Genomic DNA, 21,974 nt, shown 5'->3' on the forward strand with positions numbered 1-21,974 from the left:
GAGATCACCCGGGTCAGCGGATTTCTATCTCCGTTGAAACTCAGGCGAGCCAAGCAACAGCCCAGCCATTGCGGCGGCCTGCTTATCTGCGGGAGGCGGTCCTGCTTTGATCACGGCCGCGCCCAGACCGCGTGGTTGTGCCATGCCCTTCTGCGGCAGAGGCCCCTTCACCTTACCGGCCACCATCATGTCCAGACGATCCTGCTGCTGTGCCTGCTTCTCCGCATCCGTTAGGACGCGGGTGCCGTTCGCGGAGAACTGCTGTGCTGCCTGCTGCGCAGTGGCATCGTTCCCTTGCGTGATCACCGCGGTGCGAGTCTGAGCGCTCACCGGTACCTCAAACAACCGCGATTCCAGCAGTGATTCTTTACGGATCGCTTCTGGATCTGCCGCACCCGATCCCGTAGTCAGCGAAACTGGACGGATCATTGGCGTTCCATTTGTTAGCGCGGGCATCCAGTCCACGGTCGCTCCGCCGATGCGATTCGTCGAGAGCGACAACGCGAAGTTCATGCGGTTAACCAATGCAGACGAGGACAGCCACGTCGCTTCATCCCACTTATAACCGGTCGGCGGCTGGCATCCGTACAGAGGCATCCCGAGCTGCTGCAGCGACTGGATCAATGGCAACGGATTCGAGACATCCGCCCCACTCGCTCGCACTGCGCTCGTGACGTACTCCAGCGGCGTCTTCAGCTTGGCGTTCACCGTTGTCGTCGTAAAGAACTCGGGCGAATGGATCATCGCGCGAAGCACCTGCCTGATATCGCCATTGCTCGAGAGGAAGGCCTTCGCCATGCGATCGACCATGGCCTGCGGTGGATTGTCACTGACGAAGCGTTGCGCGATCTCGGTCGAGATGAAGTGCGCAGTGGCAGGGCTGGTAGCGAGCATGTGCAGCGCCTGGTAGCCCTCTTCTTCTCCGGTGGGCTGGATGGTCTTGCCCAATACCGTCTTCGGTCCCGGCTCGTGCCGGTTCATGTTGAAGTTGTATGCGCCACCATCGTAGGGACGATCGAGTGTCCAGCCGGTGAAGACCTTCGCGAGTTCCGTCACGTCCTTCTGGGTGTAGCCACCCGTCACGCCTAGTGTGTGCAGTTCCATCACTTCGCGCGCGTAGTTCTCATTCAGCCCAAGGTCCTGTTTGTTCTTGGCATTCTTCTTCGCCCGCTCTGCCGCAATCGAGTTCGGTCCCATGCTTGTGGCGTTGTTCAGATACATCAGCATCGCCGGGCTTTGCGCGGTTGCAACCAGCAGGTCTTCAAACTTACCGAGGGCGTTCGCGCGGATCGTCTGCTCGTACTCCGGCAGCACACTTGGTATCTGCCCGTTGGCGCCGACGAAGACGTTGAAGTGGTTCAGCCAGAAGTCGGTCATGACCGCCTCGAGCTGTCGCTGCGAGTAGATGTCACGCAGCAGACGCGAGCCCTGCGTCTCCGCGTTGATCATGCGGTTTGTTCCGGAAAGTGCGAGCAGCGTTTCCTTTTGGAGTGGTGTCATTCCATCGGTGATCTTCGCTTCCAGTGGGCCCTTGGCGCCTTTGCGTAGCGCGATGAGGTCTGCCGGCGGCATGCTGAGGAGGCGGCCGTAGCGATCGTTTGGCGACAGCGAGACCAGCGAATCAACTGCTGCTTTGGGCATGGCAGGAGTGGCCTGTTCGAGGTTCGCGACGGCGGCCTGAGCCTGTGCTTGCGCGGCTGTTTGCGCGGCTACATTCTGCATGGAGCCGTTCATCATCGTTGCGTCTGTGTTGCCGTTTTTAGTGGCGTCTGCCTTTGATTTGTTCTCGCGAACCATCTGGTAGAACTCGACCTGGTCGCCTACGATGGCGCGTAGTTCCGGGTCATTGGGAAGCACGCCAGTCTTAGCGATCTGGCGCAGCATTGCTGGTTCCGGATAGCGGCGCATGCGGTCGCTTTGTGTCATGCGGAGGGCCGGGTAGACGTCGAGTCTTGCCTCGAAAGCACTGTCGTTTATGGACTGCGGCTGGAGCTGCCGTTCGAGCCAATTGTCCACGCCAAGTGCGCGTACAGAGGCCAAATCTGCCTGCGTTGGACCGAAAGTGAATCGATTCAGTAGCAGATTGGCTCGCGCGTCCTTGTCGAGCGGACGAGCAGCGGGCGTCGAGGCAGATTTTGTCGCAGCGATCGCACTCAGGGGTGCGCTGAAGACGAAGCTGCCACAGAGTGCCGCGGCGAGAATGTGACGAAAGTGGTGTTGAGCGATGCCCATGAAACACCTCGGGTGCTGGATTCGGGGCGGCCGAGGCCGCCGGACTCCAGTGGGAACACAACGGTCTCTGCAATGTTGCGCAGGACACATTCCGAGGTGATCTTATGCCAAGCGAAACGAAGCGCTAGAACGCTGCGAGTTCTGCCATGGCGCGGTAGAGATCTTCCGGCTGCGGGAGGATCGCATCTTCGAGGACGGGCTGGTAGGCCACGAAGGTGTCCATGCCGGCGACACGGCGCACTGGAGCGTCGAGGTCGTGGAAGAGTTCGTCAGCAATGCGTGCTGCGAGTTCTGCACCGAAGCCCCAGCTTCGCATGTCCTCGTGCGCGATGATGACGCGATTTGTCTTGCGGACGCTCTCGGCGATGGCTTCGAAGTCGTAGGGTGAGAGCGATCTCAGATCGATCACTTCGACGCTGATGTCCTGCTCACGTTCGATCTTCTGCGCGGCCTGCAGGGCACGCGGGACCACGGCGCCGTAGGTCACGACGGTGAGGTCGGTACCAGTCTTGACGGTCTTTGCCTTGCCGAACGGGATGGCGTACTCCGGTCCTGGATAAGGGGCGCGGCCGTAGGCCTCGCGGTAGAGGCGCTTGTGTTCCAGGAAGAGGACGGGATCATCGCACCGGATCGCTGTGCGCAGCAGACCTGCCGCATCGAGCGCGTTGGATGGCATGACGACGCGCACGCCGGGCGTGTGCGTGAAGATGCTCTCACCGGACTGAGAGTGATAGAGCGATCCGCCGGTGAGGTAGCCGCCGATGGGGACACGGATCACCAGAGGTGATGAGTGGTTGCCGTTCGATCTCCAGCGGAAGACGGATAACTCGTTCCGCATCTGGTGCATGGCAGGCCAGATGTAATCAAAGAATTGAATTTCTACGACGGGCTTCAGGCCGCGTGAGGCCATGCCGATGGCGCGACCGACGATGTTGGCTTCAGCCAACGGCGAGTTGAAGACGCGGTCGGAGCCGAACTCTGTCTGCAGGCCCGCGGTGATCTTGAAGACACCGCCCTTGCCCTTCAAGGTGCCGGTCTTCAGATGTTCGTCGCGTGTCGCGTCGGCGACGTCTTCGCCAAAGACGATGATGCGCGGATCGCGCCGCATTTCGTCGCGGAGGGTGTGGTTGATCAGGTCCGCGATGGTGTGGTCGACGGCGTCTTCGAGCTTGGGTTCCGTCGCGAAGACTGCGTCGGTCGGCTTCAGGTCTTCGGAATAGACGTGCTTCGTGATGTTGGCGACGAGCGGGAGTGGAGCGCCCAGTGCGACGTCGGCCGCTGCGCGGACTTCGTCGTCGACTGCGCGCTTGAGTTTGTCCAGAGCCTCTTCGGTCAGGAAGCCTTCACGGAGAAGGAGTGCTTCGGTGCGACCAAGCGGATCGCGCAGGGCGTCGGCTTCAAGCTCTGAGGGGTGCCGGTACCAGCGCTCGTCATCGCTGAGTGCGTGCGAGTACGGGCGGATGACGTGGCCGTGGACCAGCGCGGGGCCCTTGCGAGCGCGGCAGTAGGCGACCGCCTCCCTCATCGCTTCATAGCTGGCGATGGGATCGGTGCCGTCGATCTCGGCGAAGTGAAAGTTTGGGAAGTTCGCGACGAGCCGCGAGATGTTGCCACCCGGCGTGTTGGCTTCGACGGGCGTGGAGATGGCGTAGCCGTTGTCTTCCACGACGAAGATGACCGGCAGGCGGTTGTTCGAGGCGGTGTTCAGCGCCTCCCAGAACTCGCCCTGCGAGGTGGAGCCTTCGCCGATGGAGGTGTAGACGACCTCGTCGGACTCGAAACTGACGTCTTTGAACTTGCGGTAGTCCCCCGCGCCGTATTCGCCAGCGGCAGCGTCGGGATGATCCGTGAAGTAGATGCCGGCCTCGGCACAGCCGACGGCGTGCAGGCACTGGGTGCCTGTCGCTGAGGATGGCGACATAAGGTGGATCGGCTTGCTGGTCCAGTGGGACGGCATCTGGCGTCCGCCGCTGCCGGGGTCGTCTGCGCCTACGGCCTGTAGAAGCTGGTCGGTGACCGTCTGCCCGAGTGCCAGGCATAGCGCCCGGTCACGATAGTACGGGAAGAACCAGTCATAGCCTGGCTTCAGTGCGAGACCGGCGGCTACCAGAAGGGCTTCGTGGCCGGCGCAGGAGATCTGGAAGAAGATTTTCTGCTGGCGCTTCAGCAGGATTTCGCGGTCGTCGGTCTTCCGCGACAGGTACATCAGCCGATAGAAGTGGATCAGCTCTTCTCCCGTAAGGGATCCAAGCGCACTCTCTGCCTTTGTCGTCCCTGCTGTCGTGGTGCGCGCTGCCATGCTGTTGCCCTTGTCCTAAGATCCTGGTCCGCCGTCACCACGTCACGGCGTTCCCTGCTGATTGTAAAGCGGTAGCGTCCGCCGTGCATCACGCGGGGACGACGCCTGCTTCAAGCTTGCGAACGGCGCGCCGATAAGGACCCCGTGGCAGATCCGGGGCCAGACGCTGAAAGGTGTCGCCTGTCCGGCTGCTGCGAGCGGATTGCACAGACCAGGTGAGGCTTTCAAATGTTCTCGATCTCCAGCTTGCGAAGGGCGGTTCTCTACCTCTTCTTCACCATCACGACGGTGTCGCTGGTGCGACCTGACGTGCATGGGCAGACTGTGTCTGCGACGGCCGCCAGCGTGAATGGCGTCCATCGACTCCTGGTGATCTACCGCAACGGCAGTATTCCCGGGGATGCGGAGGGCGCAGCCGTCCGTGCCGGCGGACACCTGCTGCGACGGCACGAGCGGCTGGGCACTGCACTCCTGACGGGGACGAGCGCGGCTGAGTCTGCCCTGAAGCTGGACCCAAGAGTGGAATTCGTCGTCGAGGACCGGGTGGTGACTGCTTCGAGTGTTGTGACTCGGTTGGAGACGGACGGGTCATCGGCGACGCGAACGGCCCCGATCCTGCGTGCCAATGTGCCGCGCGCCACGCCGCGAGATGATGGCGCCGACAGCTTCTATCGCGACTCGGCGCAGGGCTGGGCGGTTCGTGCCGTGGGAGCGATGGGCGGTGGCGTTGCCGGAAGTGGCGTCGCCGGACCGTGGGCGACGACAACCGGCAAGGGTGTTCGCATTGCGATTCTGGATAGCGGTGTCGATCGCGCCCACCCGGATATTGCTCCGAACCTGGCGCTGAGCATGACGGAGATCAACCAGGCCGTGCAGCCGAGCGTATGCGATGACGGTTCGCCCCAGGACCAGAGCGGTCACGGAACCTGGGTGGCGTCGCTGGCTGCGGGTGCGGCGGGAAGCGGCACGGGGCGAATGGTAGGCGTAGCGCCCGAGGCGGTGCTGCTGAATATCAAGGTGATGCAGCGCATGCCTGGGGACGGCAACTCGACGGCGGCGCAGTGCAATGCGGGACAGGCTTCCGGCTTGCTGTCGTGGGTGTTGCAGGGCGTGGAAGACGCCATTGCGCAACGGGCGGACGTGATTGTGATGAGTATGAGTGTGACGCTGGACCTGTACAGCGGCGACGCGGCTGGGCTGAAGGCGAGCTTTGACCGCGTGACACACGCGGCTGCCGACGCAGGAGCCGTGGTGGTGGCTGCCGCGGGCAACGATGCCTTCGACTTCACCAACACGAGGTATCTGGCGCTGCCGGCGCAGTCCCGAGATGTACTGGCCGTGGTCGCCTCAACGAATCCCGATTGTGCGCAAAACCTGGTGACGAACGCCACGTGCGTTGCGGGCGTTCCGACCCTGGCGTACTACAGCAACCTGGGAGCGCCGCTGCATGCGGTGGGCGCACCCGGCGGCAGCTATCCGGCGGGCGGCGACGAGAGCGTCTCCGGATGGGTGCGCGGAGCGTGCAGCAACGGTCAGCCGAATACGGTGGACGGCGTGCCGACGGACGCGAATCACTCCGAAGGGTGCTTCAACCTGGGCCATGTGCCGTATGTGCAGGCGCTCGGCACCAGCGCGAGTGCGCCGCTGGCTGCGGGAGTTGTGGCACTGGTTCGCGCGGCGCATCCGGAGTGGAGTGCTGCAACGGTACTGGCTGCGGTGCGAGCTTCCGCGGTGCCGACCGCCTCGATGGCGTACGGCGTGGTGAATGCCGCAGCCGCACTTGCCTATCGGCCGTGACCGTCGCCAACCCTGGTCTATTGCCTCATGCGGTCTTTGACCGACTTCGCGAGTTTCTCGATCTGGTCGGCTTGCTTGATGACCTGGACGGAGAGTTCGTCCTTTTTGGTCTGATCGACCGCGGTTTTAAGCTGCTGCGCCATCGCCAGCAGTTGGTCAGCGTCGGCTAGCATCTTTTTCTGGCGATCCTGCGCGACCATCTCGGCACGTGCGTGCTCCGGGACCTGTGCTGTCCCCGTGAAGCGCTGCTGCGCGTGAGCAGTAGCTATCAGGAGCGTCACGGTAAGAACGACCTTCGACATACGAACAAGGTTCAACATCCCACACCATCCAAAACAGTCCGTGCCGGCAGTTTGCAGCCGACATGCGGCACCGCCAGGCGAGCAAATCAATCCCGCATCTGGTCCTTCACCGATCGCGCCAGCCTGGCGATGTCGTCGAGTCGCTTTGCGTCTTCGGGCGTTGCTTCCCGTGTCGCAAGTTGCGCCCTCAACTGCTCCGTCAACTCCAGCAGCCGATTGGCGCTGTCCACCATACGCCTCTTCCGTTCCAGTTTGCGAGCGGCTTCGCGGCGCGTGACGATCTCTTTTGGAAAGTCGGGCGACACCGAAGAATCAAGGGGGTAGGTGGAGTTCCCGGGCCTGGAAGGATCCATGCCGCGCCCGTTGTTGGGGATGTTGCTGGGCGTCTGATTCTGCCGCATGTTGGGGTAGCTGTTCGCCTGTCCGAAGGCAGTCGAAGGAGAGGGCAAAACGATTCCCAGCGACACCGCCGTCAACAGCACGGTGGAAATGACAGCAGGACGTACGAGGTGTGATGCCTTCATGCTGCTGCCCCTCCTGTGTGTGTGGCGCTGCGATGTAACGCGCTGCGAGGTGAATGGTGAAGCGGATGTTGCGTTAGATGCTATGCGGCTGCGAAAACCTGGAGCCTATTTTGGAGCTTCGTCCTTCATGGTGTTCGCAAGCTTCTCGAGCTCACGAATCTGCTTGATGGCTGTGGCGGAGATCTCGCCGCCCTTCATGTTGCCAACGGATTCGTGAATCTGCCGGCCGAGGGCGGAGAGACGCTGCGCCTGATCGTTGAGTTTCTTCTGGCGCTCTGTTGTGGCGGGCGCACTTACCGTGGCGGCGTTTTGCTGTACGGAGGGCGGGTGCACCGGTTGTGCCTGGGCGGGAGCATTGAGTGTGAGAAGGAGCGTGGGAGCTGCGAGAAAGGATGCGCGCATGTTGATCAGTCCTCCAGCTTGCCCTGAATGGATTTTGCGAGACGCGAGATCTCATGCAGGCGTTTGAGGTCTGCTGTCGTGAGTTCCTGATGGGTTGCGGTGTCTTTCTGGAACTGCTCCGTCATGCTCTGCAGCAAGGCGGCTTGTTCGATTGCCTGTTTCCGCTCTGTGAGCCGCCGCTTCGCCTTGAACCGTTCGAGCAGAAGCACGGAAGGTGAGCTACCGGGGTCACTGCTGGAGGGCGCGCTTTCGTAGACGCTTGGCAGTGGCGCTATGACTTGCGGTGGAGGGGTGGCGACGCCCCGCCCCTGGCCGCTTGTCGACGAGGCGACGAGATACAAAGAGGCGATCCCGATGGCGTTGCCAAGAGTGTGCCGATGCATAGGGGTTCCCTTTCGGTCGATGCGGAGCGGTCGGCCTGCGACAATGTTTGGGGTAAGGGCTCTGCCCCAAGATCATAACTCTGAAGCCGGCAGGAGCTCGCGCATGCTTTTCACACCGCTTATGACATTGTTTGTTCCGACCACACCGCCCGATGCCAGCTTTAAGGAGCTGGGCCATAGCTGGCACGTGGACATTGTGGACTTTGTCCGCCACGACGCTCCGAAGATCCTGGTGATCCTGCTGGTCTCGTTTGTCCTGCAGCGGATCGTGGCTTTCTTCGTGAACCGTATGCGCCGCATTGCGGACGCGTATGCCGGCCGGAGTCCTCGGGCGTCGCAACTGCGCACCGTGGCGGCAATTCTGCGAGCCAGTTGTTACGGATTGATCGGTTTCATTGCCCTGCTGCAGATCCTGCCGCTGTTCAACATTGATCTAAAGCCGCTGCTGGCGTCGGCGGGAGTGGTGGGGCTTGGCATCTCGTTTGGCGCGCAGTCGCTGTTCAAGGACATGCTGAACGGCATCTTCATCCTGATCGAAGACCAATTCAATGTGGGCGACGTGGTGAAGCTGGCGGGCCTGACGGGAACGGTGGAAGATCTATCACTGCGCGCGACGACGCTGCGGGATGGCGACGGCACGCAGTACTTTATTCCCAACTCGCAGATTGCAACGGTATCGAACCTGTCGCGCGAGTTCTCGGTGGCTTCCCTTTCGGTATCGGTGGATGCTTCGGCGGACCCGGACCGGGTGACGGCGCTGCTGCGGGAGATTGCGGCGGAGGTCCGCAGCGAACCGGCGTTCAAGGATGTGGCGATCGCTGATGCGGACATTCTTGGGGTAGACAAGATCAACGGTCGCGAAGTGATCTATCCCGTGAATATTCGAGTGAAGGCGAACCAGAAGGATGGGATTTTGCGTGCACTGCGCCGCCGGATCCTGCAGCGATTCGATCAGGAAGGCATTCCGCTGGGCATGCCGACGAGCACGTTTGTGATGCAGGGGCCGCACGATCCCACGGTCGCTCAGCCTGCGCCGTCCGTTACTGAGGGGTAGAACCGGGCGAGACTGATTACATCTTGCGGGCGAGTACGAGGGTGATGTCGTCCGGCTGTTCGCCGCCGCCGATCCATGCGTCGAGCGCCGCCATCACCTCATGCGAGATGACTTCGAGGGGCTGGTCGCGGTGTTCGCGGACGACCTCAAGCAGGCGGTCCTCACCGAACTCGCCGAAGTCGTTCTCGGGTTCGGTGACGCCGTCGGAGTAAGCGATGAGCAGGTCGCCGGTGTCGAGTGTGACGGTTTCCTGCTCGTAGTGCATGCCGTCCATGAGGCCGACTACGGTGCCGCCCTTGTCTAGCCGTATGACCCGGCCGTCGCGTTTGAGGATGAAGGGCGGTAGCTGCCCTGCGTTGGAGTAGGTAAGCCGGCCACTGGCGTCGTCGTAGTGCGCAAGGAAGAGGGTGGCGTACTTTTCCGGCTGGGTGGAGCGGTAGAGGTGCTTGTTGAGCAGGGACAGGATGCGGGCGGGCGATTCGAAGAGTTCGCCGCACTCGAGCGACTCCTGGTGGGTGAGTGCGCGGGCGGTGTCGCCGTAGAGCTCTTCGCTGGCGAGACGGTAGGCGCGCACGGCGGAGTGCAGCGTTGCCATGAGGAGCGCGGCCGAGATTCCCTTGCCGCTGATGTCGCCCAGGGCGAGGCCGAGGCCGGTGATCTTTCGCGAGTTGTCGTTGTCGTCGTGGAAGACGAGGAAGTCGTAGTAGTCGCCGGAGACCGTGCGGGCGGGGCGGCAGATGCCGTGCAGTTGGAGCGATGGCACGCGAACGGAGGCCTGCGGGAAGAGGTTTGCCTGCACCTCCTGCGCGATGCTTAGTTCGCTCTGCATGCGCTCCTTTTCCTTTTGCTCCTCGATGAGTCTGCCGAGCGACCAGGACATGCGGTTGAAGGAGCGGCAGAGGTCGGCGAGCTGGTCGTCGCGCTGCACCTGGATGCGGTGAGCGAGGTTGCCGCTGTCGATGGAGAGCGTGGCGGCGTAGAGGTCCTCGACGGAGCCGGTCATGGTTCTTGTGAGGCGCATTGCCACGTAGAAGGCGAAGATCTCAAAGATGGCGAAGACCAGGCAGATGCCGAGGAAGACAGCGCGTACCGTGTCGGAGATGCGGCCGGTGAGGCCGCTGCCGAAGAGCTGCTCAAAGAGAATGGACGGGCGGGATTCTACGTTGAATGGGACGGCCTGGATTTCGCCGGTCTCCCAGTTGACGACGGAGAGCGTGGACGGAAAGCGGACGCCGTAGTCGAAGAAGGAGGATGCTGGCGGCCGGACGCCGCCCACCAGCCGGGTGCGGCGCAGCTCCTTTGCGGTGAGGCTGGCGCGGCGCTTCTGCTGGAGTGCGAGGCCGGGCACGAGCGTTACCTGTCCGAGGCCGTCGGCGACTCCATTCAGAAGCTGCTCCGAGACGGGAACGCTGCCGATGACGGTGACGGTGTGGTCGTGGCCTGCGGGTACTCGGTCGACCACGGCCATGTAGAGCACGCCGCCGTCGGCGACGAAGACCTTCAACTGACCGAAGCGGCGCTTACCTACCCAGTCCGCCATGCGTAAGGGACTGCGTGCGTTGCCGGCGAATCCCGGGGTGTCGACGGGCGTTTTGTCGACGTAGATGGCGCGTTGGCGACCTTCCAGGATTCGTCCGGCGGCATTACCGGGTGCATTGGCCCCGGGGCCTGCGCTGTTCGGCAGAGTGCCGGCGGTTGCCGGCGCGTCTGCCGCTGGAGTGGTGGGCGCCGAGGTGGGCGCTGCGGCTGGGCGTGTGCCGGCGGGTCCGCCGCTGGTTCCGGGAGTACGGTCTGGACCGCCTCGGCCGAATCCTCCAAAGCCGTTCGGAAAGCGCATCAAGCTGTCGACGGTGGCGCCGTCTTCGAGACGGTGGGCGATACCGAAGGCGAGGCCTGCGTCGGTGGTCCCCATGCTGTCCAACTGCAACTGCAGGTGCGACGCTGCGAGATGAATGGCGAACTGCCCTGCTGCGACGTATGCGGCCAGGAAGACCAGCGTGAAGAAGAGCACGACTGGGGTCAGGCCGATGAGGAGGTAGGTGAGAATCAGCTTGTTGCGCAGGCGCCACAGCATGCCGTGGCGAGCTGCCCGGTAGAGCACCGGCACGCCGGATAGGATGCCGATCGCGAGCAGAGGCCAACGCAGGAACGATGCGGCGCTGCCAAGACTTTCCGGCAGATAGGCCAGCAAAAAGCAAAGTGCAGTAAGTCCCCAGACCAGGCGGACCCACATTGGCACGCGCCGCCATGGGCCGGGACCCGGTGCTCCTGTCGCCGCGTAGAGCGGGTCAGACATGTTCTGCTGGCGTGGACGAAGCACTAGCGGCATCGGCTCAGTCTGCCTCCGCCGCGTGAGCCATGCGCATGGCGTGACGCGTCGCAGAGAAGTGCGCGCCGGCCAGCAGCATCAGGCCGCTCAGGAATGCCCAGAGCATCAGGCCGACCGAGATCTGAAAGGGGCCATAGACATCCTGGAAGTTCAGGTGGGGCAACGTGAGGATATAGAGGTGTTTCGCGCCCTCCCACAGCAGGCCGGTGACGATGGCGGTGGGTAAGACCGCGAGCGCGGGGATCTTGCGGTTGGGCAGGATCCAGTAGATCAGGAAGAAGAGCATGACTGAGCTGAATGTCGCAAGGACGCTCAGGAAGCCTTTCGAAAGAACTGCATAGAAGATGTTCTGCGTGTGGCCCATGAAGAGGAAGCCGAGCACTGCCTGCTGCGCGGAGGAGACACCAATCGAAAACATAGCCAGCAGACCGACGGAGAGGGCGAGGCCGAGGGACACCGCCTGGTTGTGCAGGTAGCTGCGATTCTTCGTTACGCGCCACACGTTATTCAGTGCAACCTCAAGCGGCAGGAAGACGCCGGTGCTGCTGACGAGCAGCATGCCCACGCTGAAGAACTGCACGCCCTTGTGCGGATGCACCAGCAGTGTCATGTTTCGCATGACAAAATCCTGGCCAACGGGCAGGTAGCTGTACATTAGCTGGCTGACGACCGTCACCATCGCAGGCGAGTGGAAGATGACACGCGAGATGGTCAACAGGAGGACGATGAACGGGAAGAGCGACAGGATGACGTTGGCAGCTACGGAGAAGGCGTAGGTGTGGACGTCGGTCTGCGTCAGATAACGCAGCAGCGCCACGAGTTGCGCGCCGGTACCACCTTCGATCGGCTCAGGCCACACTTCGCGCTCGCCTGGCGCGGACTTGACGCCTTCCGCCTGAGCCTCACTTGGTTCTTCGGATGGTTTCGACGGCTCGGCTTCGTAGGGCGGCGTAATGAACGGCATAGGCGGCGCACGGGCCCCCATCCGCCCGGTTCAAACGATGCTAGCAGAGCTATCCGGTGTGATCTTCTCTTCTTTGAAGGCCTGCGGCGTCTGTTGGTCTAAAGACGTTCCGGTCCCCACGATTTGTTCCAAGGCCCACGCCGCAGCTTCGCGGAGCATCTCGTCCTCGCCGGCTGCCCACGTCTGCAGACGTTGGGTGTGCCGTGCATCCCCGCTGTTGCCCATGGCGATGGCCACGTTGCGCTGGAGGCGGCGACGACCGGTGCGCTCGAGTGGCGATCCGCGAAACCTGCGCTTGAATGCAGGGGTATCCATTGCGGCCAGATCCTCAAGCGACGGATTTACAAGGGATGTTCTTGCCTGCATGTCCGGAGCGGTTCCGACGGGCGCCCGACGATTCCAGGGGCAGACGTCCTGACAGATGTCGCAGCCGAAGACCTGCCGCCCCATGAGAGGTCGAAGCGACTCGTCGATACTGCCCTTCTTTTCGATGGTCAAATAGGCGATACATCGGGTGGCATCCATCCGCCGGGGCGCGATGAGCGCGTCGGTCGGGCAGGCATCGATGCAGCGGGTGCATGTGCCGCACCGGTCAGCGGCCGGAAGCAAGACTGCGTCATTTGTCAGCGGCAACGATGTGAGCAGGACGCCCAGCAGCAGCCACGATCCCTGCTGCTGGTTGAGCATGCAGGTGTTCTTGCCGATCCATCCGATGCCTGATAGTTGCGCGAACCATCGCTCTACGACGGGGCCGGTGTCGACGTAGCAGCGTGTCTGGATAGCTTCCTCGCCGGGAGGCACCATGGCGTGCAGGTCGGCTTCGACTCGTTTGAGACGAGCGAGCAGTACCTCGTGATAGTCGGTCGGGACGGCCTCATCGCCGGTACTGTCGCCGCTCCAGGCGTAGCGTGCGATCCATCCGGCGCCATCGGGTGCTGCATCGATGGATCGCGGCTGGGCGCTGTTGTAGTTGATGGCGCAGAGCACCACCGACCGCGCCCACGGTACCGCCCGCTGCAGTGACGAGCGTAGCGGGACGCCGTCGGCGTCCTCGCGCAGCATCCATGCCATGTCCCCGGCAAAGCCTGCGCGAGCCCATTCCGCGAAGCGCTCGCTTTGGAGTTTTTCTTCTGGCGAGTCGCGCTCCGGCACCGCCGCGACGCCGGCCAGGTCAAAGCCCGCGCCGAGCGCACTTGCAATCAGGTTCTCGCGGAGGCGCGGTGTGATCATGATCTTTCGGCTCTCACCTATTATTGCCTTCGTCTTCAGACTGGTGTGAGCCGAGCCGCGCCACGCCCGCGTTCAGTGCCAGGCGCCTGACCCAGCAAGGTTGAGAGCCAAGGTGATCGCGACCACCAGTATGGGTTGGAGCTTCCATTGCGTGATTAGAACGAATGCGAGCAGCGCGATGCAGAAGTCTGCTGTGCCGTGGATTGCGGTTGTCCAGAGCGGATGAAAGAGTGCTGCAATGAGGACTCCTACGACTGCAGCGTTGACTCCTCGAAGTGCCGACTGGACGGTGTGACGCTCGCGCCAGCTTTGCCAGAATGGCAGGATGGATCCCATCGCGAGCAGGCCGGGAGCGCTGAGACCGAGGAGTCCCAGTAGACCGAAGAGCACGCGGTGGGCGGAACCCTGTATCGACGCGCCCAGGAATGCACCGAAGGTAAAGAGCGGACCTGGGACTGCCTGCGCTGCTCCGTAACCGGATAAGAAGACGGGCTCGCTCACCCAGCCAGGAGTGACGAAAGCACTTTCGAGCAGGGGGAGGACGACATGGCCGCCGCCGAAGACCAGTGCTCCGCAGGTGTAGAAGGCGGAGAGCACCTGGAGTGCGAGCAGGTGGGTCAGGCGACTTGTCACAGGGAGCAGGAGCAGCAGACCGAAGAGTGTGGCCGCGCAGGCGATGCCGACGATCCTGGAGGGCCGCACCAGGAATGCTCGTGGTGAAGCGGGCGGGACGGTTCGAAAGAATGCGAGACCGATGATCGCGCCGAGGAGGATCGCGAGGAGAGTGCCGAATCGGGCCGGGCCGAAGCTGACAATTACGAGCGCGCCAACGGCGATGATCATGCGTCCGCGATCGGGTGCGAGGGAACGCTGCATCATCAAGACGGCCTGAGCGACGATGGCGACCGCGACAAGCTGCAGACCGTGCACTATGCGGAGGCCGAGCGTGCCGGAGAGATGCGTTGCCGCAAAGGCGAAGAGCAACATCAGGAGAGCGGACGGTAAGGTGAACGCTGTCCAGGCCGCGATGCCGCCGAGCCATCCGGCACGGAGCACGCCGAGACCAAAGCACACCTGGCTGCTGGATGGTCCCGGGAGGGATTGGGCGAGGGCTATGAGTTCTGCGAAGCTGTCTTCGTTGCACCATCTGCGCTGGACGACGATGTCTTCCTGAAGGTAGCCAAGATGGGCGATGGGGCCGCCGAACGAGACGCAGCCCAGGCGCAGGAAGGCGAGGAACACCTCAAGCGTCGTGCCGCGTGATGACTCCTGCTCCATCTGTCAGCCGCTCCTCAATGCTCGACGATACAGAGCGCGAGAGGCATTTCCCTTAACGCGCGAAGCGTCTGGAGACTTTGCAGCACGGCCTGTCGCCCTTTGTAGCGTCAGGGCTTTTTCTGGTTCCGGATCCTGAGGATGAGATAGAGGACGATCGCCACGTTGAGCGCGAGCACGACCACCTTGACGGCGGTGGGGTGGAGATGGATCTCGAAGATCTCCAGTGGGATCAGCGAGGCGGTGATGATCGCTGTGAACCACTCGGCCCATGGCTTCATGAGCCAGAGCCCGATGCCCTCAGTAAGGAAGAGGGCCGCGTAGATGAAGCTGCCGATGCCGACCTCTTTGAAGTCCTTCGATGGCAGGTTGACGATCCTGGCCAGAGCCCCGTCGACGTAACGGCCACCCGGATTGAAGCCGATCGTTGCTGCCAGACGATTCACTGCTTCGGTAGCGTCGTTGTTGTGAAGTAAGTGGAGCGCGCCGATGCCTACGGCGACGAGCGTGATGGCTTTCACCAGTTTGAAGATGGCGATCAGCCGGAGCAGGCCGCTGTTTTTCTGTGTCACGTCGATTGCTACCTTTTCAAGTTTTGCGCCCGTAAGAGTCGACGGATAAGGCTATCTCTCTGATGCTGCGGCGAAGTTTCCTGTCCAGCAGATACAGGTGAGGCTGTAGACGCGGGGGCGTCGGCGTCGCATGCACTATCCTTGCTTCAGTCATAATGAAGTCCCCTGTAAGCCGTCTCCTCGCTACCCTCTTTATTCTTTGCGTCCTCTTTCTCGTTTACAAGAGTTTCTTTCCGACGAGTGTTCACGCGCCTCGAACCGGCTCGCGCGCGAAGCCTCAGAGGTCGGGACGCGACACGCCATCGCGTAAGGTGCCCAAGCAACAACCGCTGCCCGGCAACGCTTCGAAGGGTGACTGCAACGCGCTGGGAGTGACGTGTGATTCCAGCTACTTCGCAACCTGGCAATGGCCTAAGGATGACACCTGCGCGGTGGGCGTGAGGAACGGCTATCCGATTCCCGACCCTCGTTGTACGCCCGGCGGAGCTGTGCCGAACCTGGACGCGGAGATCCTTCGTGATCCGCAGTGGCGCACGAAATGTATCCGCAACTGCCAGAGCACGGAGAAGCAGAAGCATGTGACGTATGCCTGGTATGGCATGGTGGCGCCGACTGAAAACAACGGATCAACCCAGGTGTGTGAACTGGATCACCTGGTGCCGCTGGAGTTGGGCGGAGCGGATGGGTTGGGCAACATCTGGCCGCAGTGCGGGCCGGCCGAGAATGTCTTGAGGGATCGATTTTTTAAACGCAAGGATCTGGTCGAGAACTATCTTGCGGCGAAGGTTCGATCGGGCGAGATGCCGCTGGAAGAGGCGCAACGAGGCATCGCCACGGATTGGACGCAGTACCTTGCGGCAGCTGCGCAATCCAAGCGCAACCGTTGAGTCGCCTTGTCCAAGTGCGGTATTTTGTGGAGGTGTTGTCTCCTGCCGTATCTCAGGAGCGAAGTGACACTGACGATTTCGACGAGGACCCCATTGCAGCGAAGTGATCTACCCTCGATCGCATTACCCTGGTCACGCCGCCGATTTGTTGGCGTTGCCCCGGCTCTCCTTTTTGTGCGCGAGGCGATGGCTGTACCGTCGTCTCCGCGTCGCGTTCTGCTGTGCTCTGCGGCTAAGGCCGGCGGTGAGATTTATTCCGCGACGTGGGATCCCGCGAGCGGCGCGCTTGGCGTGTTGCAGAAGTCCGTGGCGATCACAAATCCGACGTTCATGGCCTTCGCTCGGATTGCGGGCAATACGTATGCCTATGCGGTGAGTGAAGCCACCGGCGCGGGAGCAACTGTAAGTGCCTTCGCTGCCGATCCGACGAGTGGTGTTCTTCGCCTGATCAATACACAGTCAAGCGAGGGTGATGCGCCGACGCATGTTTCCGTGTCGCCAGATGCACGCACGCTCGCCGTCGCAAATTACAACGGTGGCAGCATCACGACTTACCGGATCGACGGTCATGGAGCTATCTCTTCGCCCGTGTCGCATATTCAGTACACAGGCCACGGACCAAATCCGAAGCGGCAGGAGAGTGCTCATGCACACTCAGTCCGCTTCACCGCGGATGGGCGCTTTCTGCTGGTGAATAACTTTGGTCTGGACCAGATCCTGATCTACCGCGTGAATCAAGGGACCGCAGAGATCACGCCGCACACGATACCCCTCTGGTCGACCACTCCTGGCAGCGGTCCGCGTCACATCGCATTTCATCCCAATGGTCGTTGGATCTATTGCCTCGAAGAACTCGATTCCAGTGTCGACATCCTGCAGTGGGACGGCAAGGCAGGACGCTTGACGCCGGTTAGCCGTGTCTCAAGTCTGCCGAAGGATTTTCCGCAAGGCATCGCCTTCTCCGGTGAGATCGCAGTCTCGCCCGACGGGCGCAATCTCTACATTGGGAATCGTGTTGCGTCCGATACCATCGCGACCTTCCGCATCGATCACGATGGTGGCGCGCTGACGCTGATTCAGCTTGCGAGTAACGGTGGCAAGAACACGCGACACTTCGCTATCGATCCCACGGGACGATGGCTGATGCTGTGCGACGTTGCATCGAACAGCGTTGTGATTCTTGAGCGAGATGCAAAGACAGGAGAGCTGTCGGCGCCGATCCACACCTACTCGCTGGAGAGCCCGATGTTCGCAGACTTCCTGCCTGTCTGAAGCTGATTAGCGGCGGAACGTCAGCGTTCCCCAACGATCAGGGATATGCATATTCACTTCGCCCTGCGGCGACCATACCCAGTTCTCTTCGCGCGGATGTCCCGGCAGCCACTCCACACGGCTGAAGTTCACGCGCCATTGCGTGCCGTCGACAGGCATAGGAACCTGCTGCCGTGATGCAAACGCATCCAGCGGCAAGGCAATCTCCAGCGTCCATCCCTTGTCTTTATCCGACCGCTGATTGAGTGTGCCCTGGACCGCGACGGCAGTCCGGATACCTGCTGCTTCCCAACCATTGTCCGCCTTGCCGCCCTCGCGATACGGACGATTCAGATAAAGGTCCCAGGTCGTGTTGAGGGCGTTCATCTCAAATTCGAAATAGTCTTTATCTGAGGGGACGGGCTTCAGAAATAATTCGAAGTCGTCGTCATGAAATATTACGGAGTCATGCGCCGTAAGGGTGCCATGCACATCGGGCTCCTGCAGTTCTGCTGCGATGTAAAGTGCGTGATCGTCCCACAGCATTTTCATCCGAGTGCGATAGATGGGACGCCGATCTGCGCCACCCGTAATATCTACAAAAGCTGATGTCCATGCGGCGTGTCGCCATACGGCGTCATCCAGTTTGCCGTCGATCGTCGGTGGCGCGCCCACATGGTGGCATACATAGCTCAACGGGGATGGCGCCTGCGCTAAAAGTGGCGTAAATGCGAAGGTTGCGCCGAGGATCAAGCCGAGGAAACGAGTCAAGTCACTCTCCAGATACCTTGCTGTTTTTACTGTAAGCAAAACGAATGTCACTTATTCCTGACGATCCTCACGAGAGCCTGCTAGGTCATATGACCTAGCCCTCGGTGCGCGTTGTGCGGTCTACTGTGTCAACGTTAAAGTACCGAGAACATAGATCAAAATTGCAGCATATTTAGCTCGCTGCCCCCTGGTTTGTTCCACTTTGAAATTCCCCTTTTCGGAGACCAAGTTGATGAAGCGTTCCCTACTCTGTATGTCTGCGGTGCTTGTCTGTACGAGCCCCAGTATCTACGGCCAGACGATTACCGGTAGTATCAATGGCACTGTGACGGACGCCTCCGGCGCCGTCCTACCCGGCGCGAAGATTGTCGCCACCAACATCCAGACCAACGTGAGCAGCACCGCTGAGTCCACCAGCTCGGGCGTTTACAACCTTCGCTTCCTTCAGGTTGGCCAGTACAAGGTCACGATCCAGGCTGCAGGCTTTGCTCCGCAGACACTTGGACCTTTTGCACTCGAGGCAGGCCAGGACGCGAAGTTCGACGCCAAGCTTGGCGCTGAAGGCGTCAACCAGTCGGTCACTGTCAACGAAGCACTGATCCCACTGCTCAACACGGAGAGCGCTGAGCTTGGATCAACGCTCGATGCTCACGCAATCGACAACATCCCACTTCAGGGCCGTAACTTCTCGTCGCTGACGATCTTCACGCCCGGCGCTGTTGCGACCGATCCCACCAGCTTTACCGGCACCAACGCCATCGAGCGCAGCACCGGCGGTGGTGGACAGGTTGCAGTAAACGGCAACCGCCAGCAGTCGAACAACTTCCTGCTTGACGGTATCGAAATCAACGAGACCATCAACAACACCATCGGCTACAACCCAAGCCCCGATGCGCTGGACCAGGTCCGCACGGTCAGCGCCAACGCCCAGGCTGAGTATGGCAACGTCAACGGCGGCGACGTGATTGCCCTGACGAAGAGCGGCACCAACCAGTTCCATGGCAGCGCCTTCTACTACGTCAACGACGATAGCTTCAACGCGAACACGTGGGAGAACAACCACAACGCGGTACCGACGCCCAAGAACAGCGCGACCAGCAACATCTTTGGCGGCACCTTTGGCGGACCAGTCCTGAAGGATCGTCTCTTCTTCTTCGCAGATTACTCCGGCAACCGCTACCACACGGGCGGCACGTCGGCTGTAAACGTGGCAACAGCGAAGATGCGCGCGGGTGATTTCTCGGAACTGTTGGATCGCTCTCTGATCAACACGCCGGTCCAGCTCTATGACACGCAGACTGCTGGAGCGCCGGCGTATGCCAACAACCGTCTTCCTGTCACGGCTTTGAATCCGGTTGCGCGATATCTGTTTGCACATCCTGAGCTGTATCCGCTGCCGAACCAGGCCGCACAGGCTGGCACCGTCACCAACGGCAACTATCGCGGTGTGACCAAGCAGCGCATCTACAACGACCAGTTCGACGTCAAGGTCGATTATCGCTACCACGACAAGGACACCTTCTTCGTCCGCTATAGCCAGAGCACGGCAGGCGACACGAACACGGCACCGATCGCACTCGCCTTCCCGACTGCATCGACCTACCCAACGAAGGGTGTTGCCATCAACCATGTGCACACCTTCACGCCGACCATTCAGAACGAGCTCCGCGTAGGCTTCTTCCGTACGGCGTGGCACCAGGGTCTGCCGCAGGACACGACCGGCGTCTTCGGTCTGAGCGGAAACAGCCTTGTTGGTATCAGCGGCGGAAACCAGGTTCCTGGCTTCTCAGCGCAGAACATCACCTCGACGGGTGCGAACCTCTCAGCGAGCAGCGGTGGTGCGGCATTCGGTAACGCCGGCATCTACTCCGACAATGTGATGAACAACTTCACTTACGCCGACAACCTGACGGTGCAGAAGGGTAGCCACATCATCAAGATGGGCGGCCAGTTCATCCGCTACCAGCAGAACAGCCTGTACACCGGCAACGACGGTGCTCAGGGTCAGATGACGTACAACGGTAACTTCACTGCGGCCAACGGCTCGTCTGGCTCCGGTGTGGCTGACTTCTACCTGAATCGTGCGTTCTCGGCTGGCCGCGGCACGCTTGCCGGTCACACCGGTCAGCGTCAATGGCGTGATGCCTGGTTTGTGCAGGATGACTGGAAGGTCTCTTCCACCTTCACGCTTAACCTCGGTCTGCGTTGGGAGTACGACCAGCCCGTCTACGAAGTCAATAACAAGCAGGCGAACCTGAACCTTCAGACTGGCGCCATCCAACTGGCCGGTGTGAACGGAAACAGCCGTGCGCTCTACAACCCGGTCTGGACCAACTTCATGCCGCGTGTTGGTTTCTCTTGGAATCCAAAGCCGCGCATGGTGCTGCGTGGTGGCTTCGGCTCCACGACGTACATGGAAGGCAGCGGTGCGAACCTTCGCCTGAACATCAACCCGCCGTTCCAGAGCTCGGTGAGCTACACGGGATCGGCTCCTTCCGGTGGCAGCCTGGGCAGCTTCACGACGGTTCAGAACGCCTTCGCCCAGAACACCGCCACCTGCGCTTACAGCACCGATCCCACCTGCGGACAGCTTTTCCGTGCATGGGACCCGAACCTGAAGCCCTCCACGGTGAACGAGTACAGCCTCACCTCGGAGTACCAGCTCAGCAACACGAGCTCGGTACAGGTTGGCTATGTGGGTGAGTACGGCTATCACCTCATCCAGGCAGTCAATGCAAACCAGCCGACCCGTCCATGCCTCGTAAACGGCGCAGTGCTTGCGGTAAACGATCCTGCTTGCTTCGCCACGAACAAGACGCCCTTCTACCAGGTGGTTGGTCAGTCCGGTCGTGTGGCGCTGACTGCGTCGCAGTCGATGATGAACTACAACTCGCTGCAGGCAAGCTTCCGTCAGCGTCTGAAGGCCGGTCTGCAGTTCACTGTGAACTATGCCTACAGCAAGGCAATGACGAACAGCATCGGTTTCTTCGGTGTGTCCAACGTTCAGACCAACAGCGCTTACGCAGAAGATCCGCGTAACAACACCATCGAGTATGGTCCTTCCGGTGCGGACGTACGCCATAACCTGAACTTCACCATGACCTACGATCTGCCTGTAGGCCGTGGACGTATGGTGGGATCGAACATGCCCCGGTTCGTCGATGAGTTCATCGGCGGCTGGAAGCTGGCGACCTCTGGCTTCGTCTACTCGGGCTTCCCGACGACGATCACCAGCAACACCATCAACTCCGGTGTTAACTCGTCCCAGCAGCGCATGATCCGGTACCGTCCGCTGCGAGTGGTCAACCGTTCGGTCGCTCACTGGTTCGGAACGGATCCGTCGGCGACGTCCTGCAACACGCCTGGCTTTGACAACGGCGTCTGCGCCTACGGCCTGCCGGCCAACGGCGTGATCAGCCAGCAGCGCCCCGGAACGGAGCGCACGCCTGGCTTCATGCAGTACGATGCTTCCCTGTTCAAGGACTTCAATATCACCGAGCGCCAGCACCTGAGCCTGCGCGTGGATGGTACGAATGTCTTCAACATTGCAAGCTACGGCAACCCGAACAGCACCGCACAGGATGCTACGTTCGGTAACATCACGAAGACCCGCTCTGGACCACGGCAGCTGCAGCTGTCTGCCAAGTACGTTTTCTAACAACTGAGTCTCATGGCGGCGTGGATAATATCCACGCCGCTATG

Annotated in this window: 17 protein-coding genes; 5 read left to right on the forward strand and 12 right to left on the reverse strand. The window is 61.3% G+C overall.

Going from position 1 to position 21,974, the window contains the following annotated elements; all coding sequences use genetic code 11:
- Positions 1 to 24 precede the first annotated feature (24 nt).
- Positions 25 to 2,232: a DUF1800 domain-containing protein gene (locus TERRO_RS11595; protein WP_014785848.1), complete on the reverse strand. Its 2,208-nt coding sequence runs from the start codon at positions 2,230 to 2,232 to the stop codon at positions 25 to 27.
- A 124-nt stretch (positions 2,233 to 2,356) separates the two neighbouring features.
- Positions 2,357 to 4,531, reverse strand: a complete 2,175-nt coding sequence (locus TERRO_RS11600) for an alpha-ketoacid dehydrogenase subunit alpha/beta (protein ID WP_014785849.1) — start codon at positions 4,529 to 4,531, stop codon at positions 2,357 to 2,359.
- Positions 4,532 to 4,759: 228 nt separating this feature from the next.
- Between TERRO_RS11600 and TERRO_RS11605 the strand changes: the two genes are divergently transcribed.
- Complete coding sequence (locus TERRO_RS11605; RefSeq protein WP_014785850.1) at positions 4,760 to 6,328, forward strand: S8 family peptidase; 1,569 nt, start codon at positions 4,760 to 4,762, stop codon at positions 6,326 to 6,328.
- A gap of 17 nt (positions 6,329 to 6,345) precedes the next feature.
- Here the strand turns inward: TERRO_RS11605 and TERRO_RS11610 are convergent, their stop codons facing one another.
- The 4 genes from TERRO_RS11610 to TERRO_RS11625 form a co-directional block, all read right to left on the reverse strand.
- The gene (locus TERRO_RS11610) at positions 6,346 to 6,648 is read right to left on the reverse strand and encodes a hypothetical protein (protein WP_014785851.1); all 303 of its coding nucleotides are present in this window, start codon (positions 6,646 to 6,648) and stop codon (positions 6,346 to 6,348) included.
- 68 nt (positions 6,649 to 6,716) lie between these two features.
- Entirely contained in the window at positions 6,717 to 7,154 is a 438-nt protein-coding gene (locus TERRO_RS11615; RefSeq protein ID WP_014785852.1) for a hypothetical protein, read from the reverse strand.
- Between the two features lie 105 nt (positions 7,155 to 7,259).
- Complete coding sequence (locus TERRO_RS11620) at positions 7,260 to 7,556, reverse strand: hypothetical protein (protein WP_014785853.1); 297 nt, start codon at positions 7,554 to 7,556, stop codon at positions 7,260 to 7,262.
- A 5-nt stretch (positions 7,557 to 7,561) separates the two neighbouring features.
- Complete coding sequence (locus TERRO_RS11625; RefSeq protein ID WP_014786153.1) at positions 7,562 to 7,939, reverse strand: hypothetical protein; 378 nt, start codon at positions 7,937 to 7,939, stop codon at positions 7,562 to 7,564.
- A 121-nt stretch (positions 7,940 to 8,060) separates the two neighbouring features.
- Between TERRO_RS11625 and TERRO_RS11630 the strand changes: the two genes are divergently transcribed.
- On the forward strand, positions 8,061 to 8,993 hold the full coding sequence (locus TERRO_RS11630; protein ID WP_157178338.1) for a mechanosensitive ion channel family protein: 933 nt from the start codon (positions 8,061 to 8,063) through the stop codon (positions 8,991 to 8,993).
- A 16-nt stretch (positions 8,994 to 9,009) separates the two neighbouring features.
- Here the strand turns inward: TERRO_RS11630 and TERRO_RS22075 are convergent, their stop codons facing one another.
- From TERRO_RS22075 to TERRO_RS11655, 5 genes are all read right to left on the reverse strand, one after another.
- Positions 9,010 to 11,322: a PP2C family protein-serine/threonine phosphatase gene (locus TERRO_RS22075; protein ID WP_014786155.1), complete on the reverse strand. Its 2,313-nt coding sequence runs from the start codon at positions 11,320 to 11,322 to the stop codon at positions 9,010 to 9,012.
- Positions 11,323 to 11,326: 4 nt separating this feature from the next.
- Entirely contained in the window at positions 11,327 to 12,286 is a 960-nt protein-coding gene (locus TERRO_RS11640; RefSeq protein ID WP_014785857.1) for a YihY/virulence factor BrkB family protein, read from the reverse strand.
- A gap of 30 nt (positions 12,287 to 12,316) precedes the next feature.
- Positions 12,317 to 13,516 (reverse strand): tRNA epoxyqueuosine(34) reductase QueG, encoded by a 1,200-nt coding sequence (gene queG / locus TERRO_RS11645; RefSeq protein WP_014785858.1) that lies wholly within the window; start codon positions 13,514 to 13,516, stop codon positions 12,317 to 12,319.
- 72 nt (positions 13,517 to 13,588) lie between these two features.
- On the reverse strand, positions 13,589 to 14,794 hold the full coding sequence (gene chrA, locus TERRO_RS11650) for a chromate efflux transporter (RefSeq protein ID WP_014785859.1): 1,206 nt from the start codon (positions 14,792 to 14,794) through the stop codon (positions 13,589 to 13,591).
- A gap of 107 nt (positions 14,795 to 14,901) precedes the next feature.
- Positions 14,902 to 15,363 (reverse strand): DUF2127 domain-containing protein, encoded by a 462-nt coding sequence (locus TERRO_RS11655; RefSeq protein ID WP_014785860.1) that lies wholly within the window; start codon positions 15,361 to 15,363, stop codon positions 14,902 to 14,904.
- A 311-nt stretch (positions 15,364 to 15,674) separates the two neighbouring features.
- On the opposite strand from TERRO_RS11655, the gene TERRO_RS22080 reads away from it, so the two are divergent.
- Complete coding sequence (locus TERRO_RS22080) at positions 15,675 to 16,250, forward strand: hypothetical protein (RefSeq protein WP_052313311.1); 576 nt, start codon at positions 15,675 to 15,677, stop codon at positions 16,248 to 16,250.
- Positions 16,251 to 16,436: 186 nt separating this feature from the next.
- Complete coding sequence (locus TERRO_RS11665; protein ID WP_052313312.1) at positions 16,437 to 17,522, forward strand: lactonase family protein; 1,086 nt, start codon at positions 16,437 to 16,439, stop codon at positions 17,520 to 17,522.
- A gap of 6 nt (positions 17,523 to 17,528) precedes the next feature.
- On the opposite strand, the gene TERRO_RS11670 is transcribed toward TERRO_RS11665, so the two are convergent.
- A complete protein-coding gene (locus tag TERRO_RS11670) occupies positions 17,529 to 18,272 on the reverse strand; it encodes a carbohydrate-binding family 9-like protein (RefSeq protein ID WP_014785863.1) in 744 nt (247 codons plus the stop codon).
- A 232-nt stretch (positions 18,273 to 18,504) separates the two neighbouring features.
- On the opposite strand from TERRO_RS11670, the gene TERRO_RS11675 reads away from it, so the two are divergent.
- Complete coding sequence (locus TERRO_RS11675) at positions 18,505 to 21,930, forward strand: TonB-dependent receptor (RefSeq protein ID WP_014785864.1); 3,426 nt, start codon at positions 18,505 to 18,507, stop codon at positions 21,928 to 21,930.
- The last annotated feature ends 44 nt before the right edge of the window (positions 21,931 to 21,974 follow it).

Origin of the sequence: Terriglobus roseus DSM 18391 (genome assembly GCF_000265425.1) — a bacterium.
Taxonomy (GTDB): Bacteria; Acidobacteriota; Terriglobia; order Terriglobales; family Acidobacteriaceae; genus Terriglobus; species Terriglobus roseus.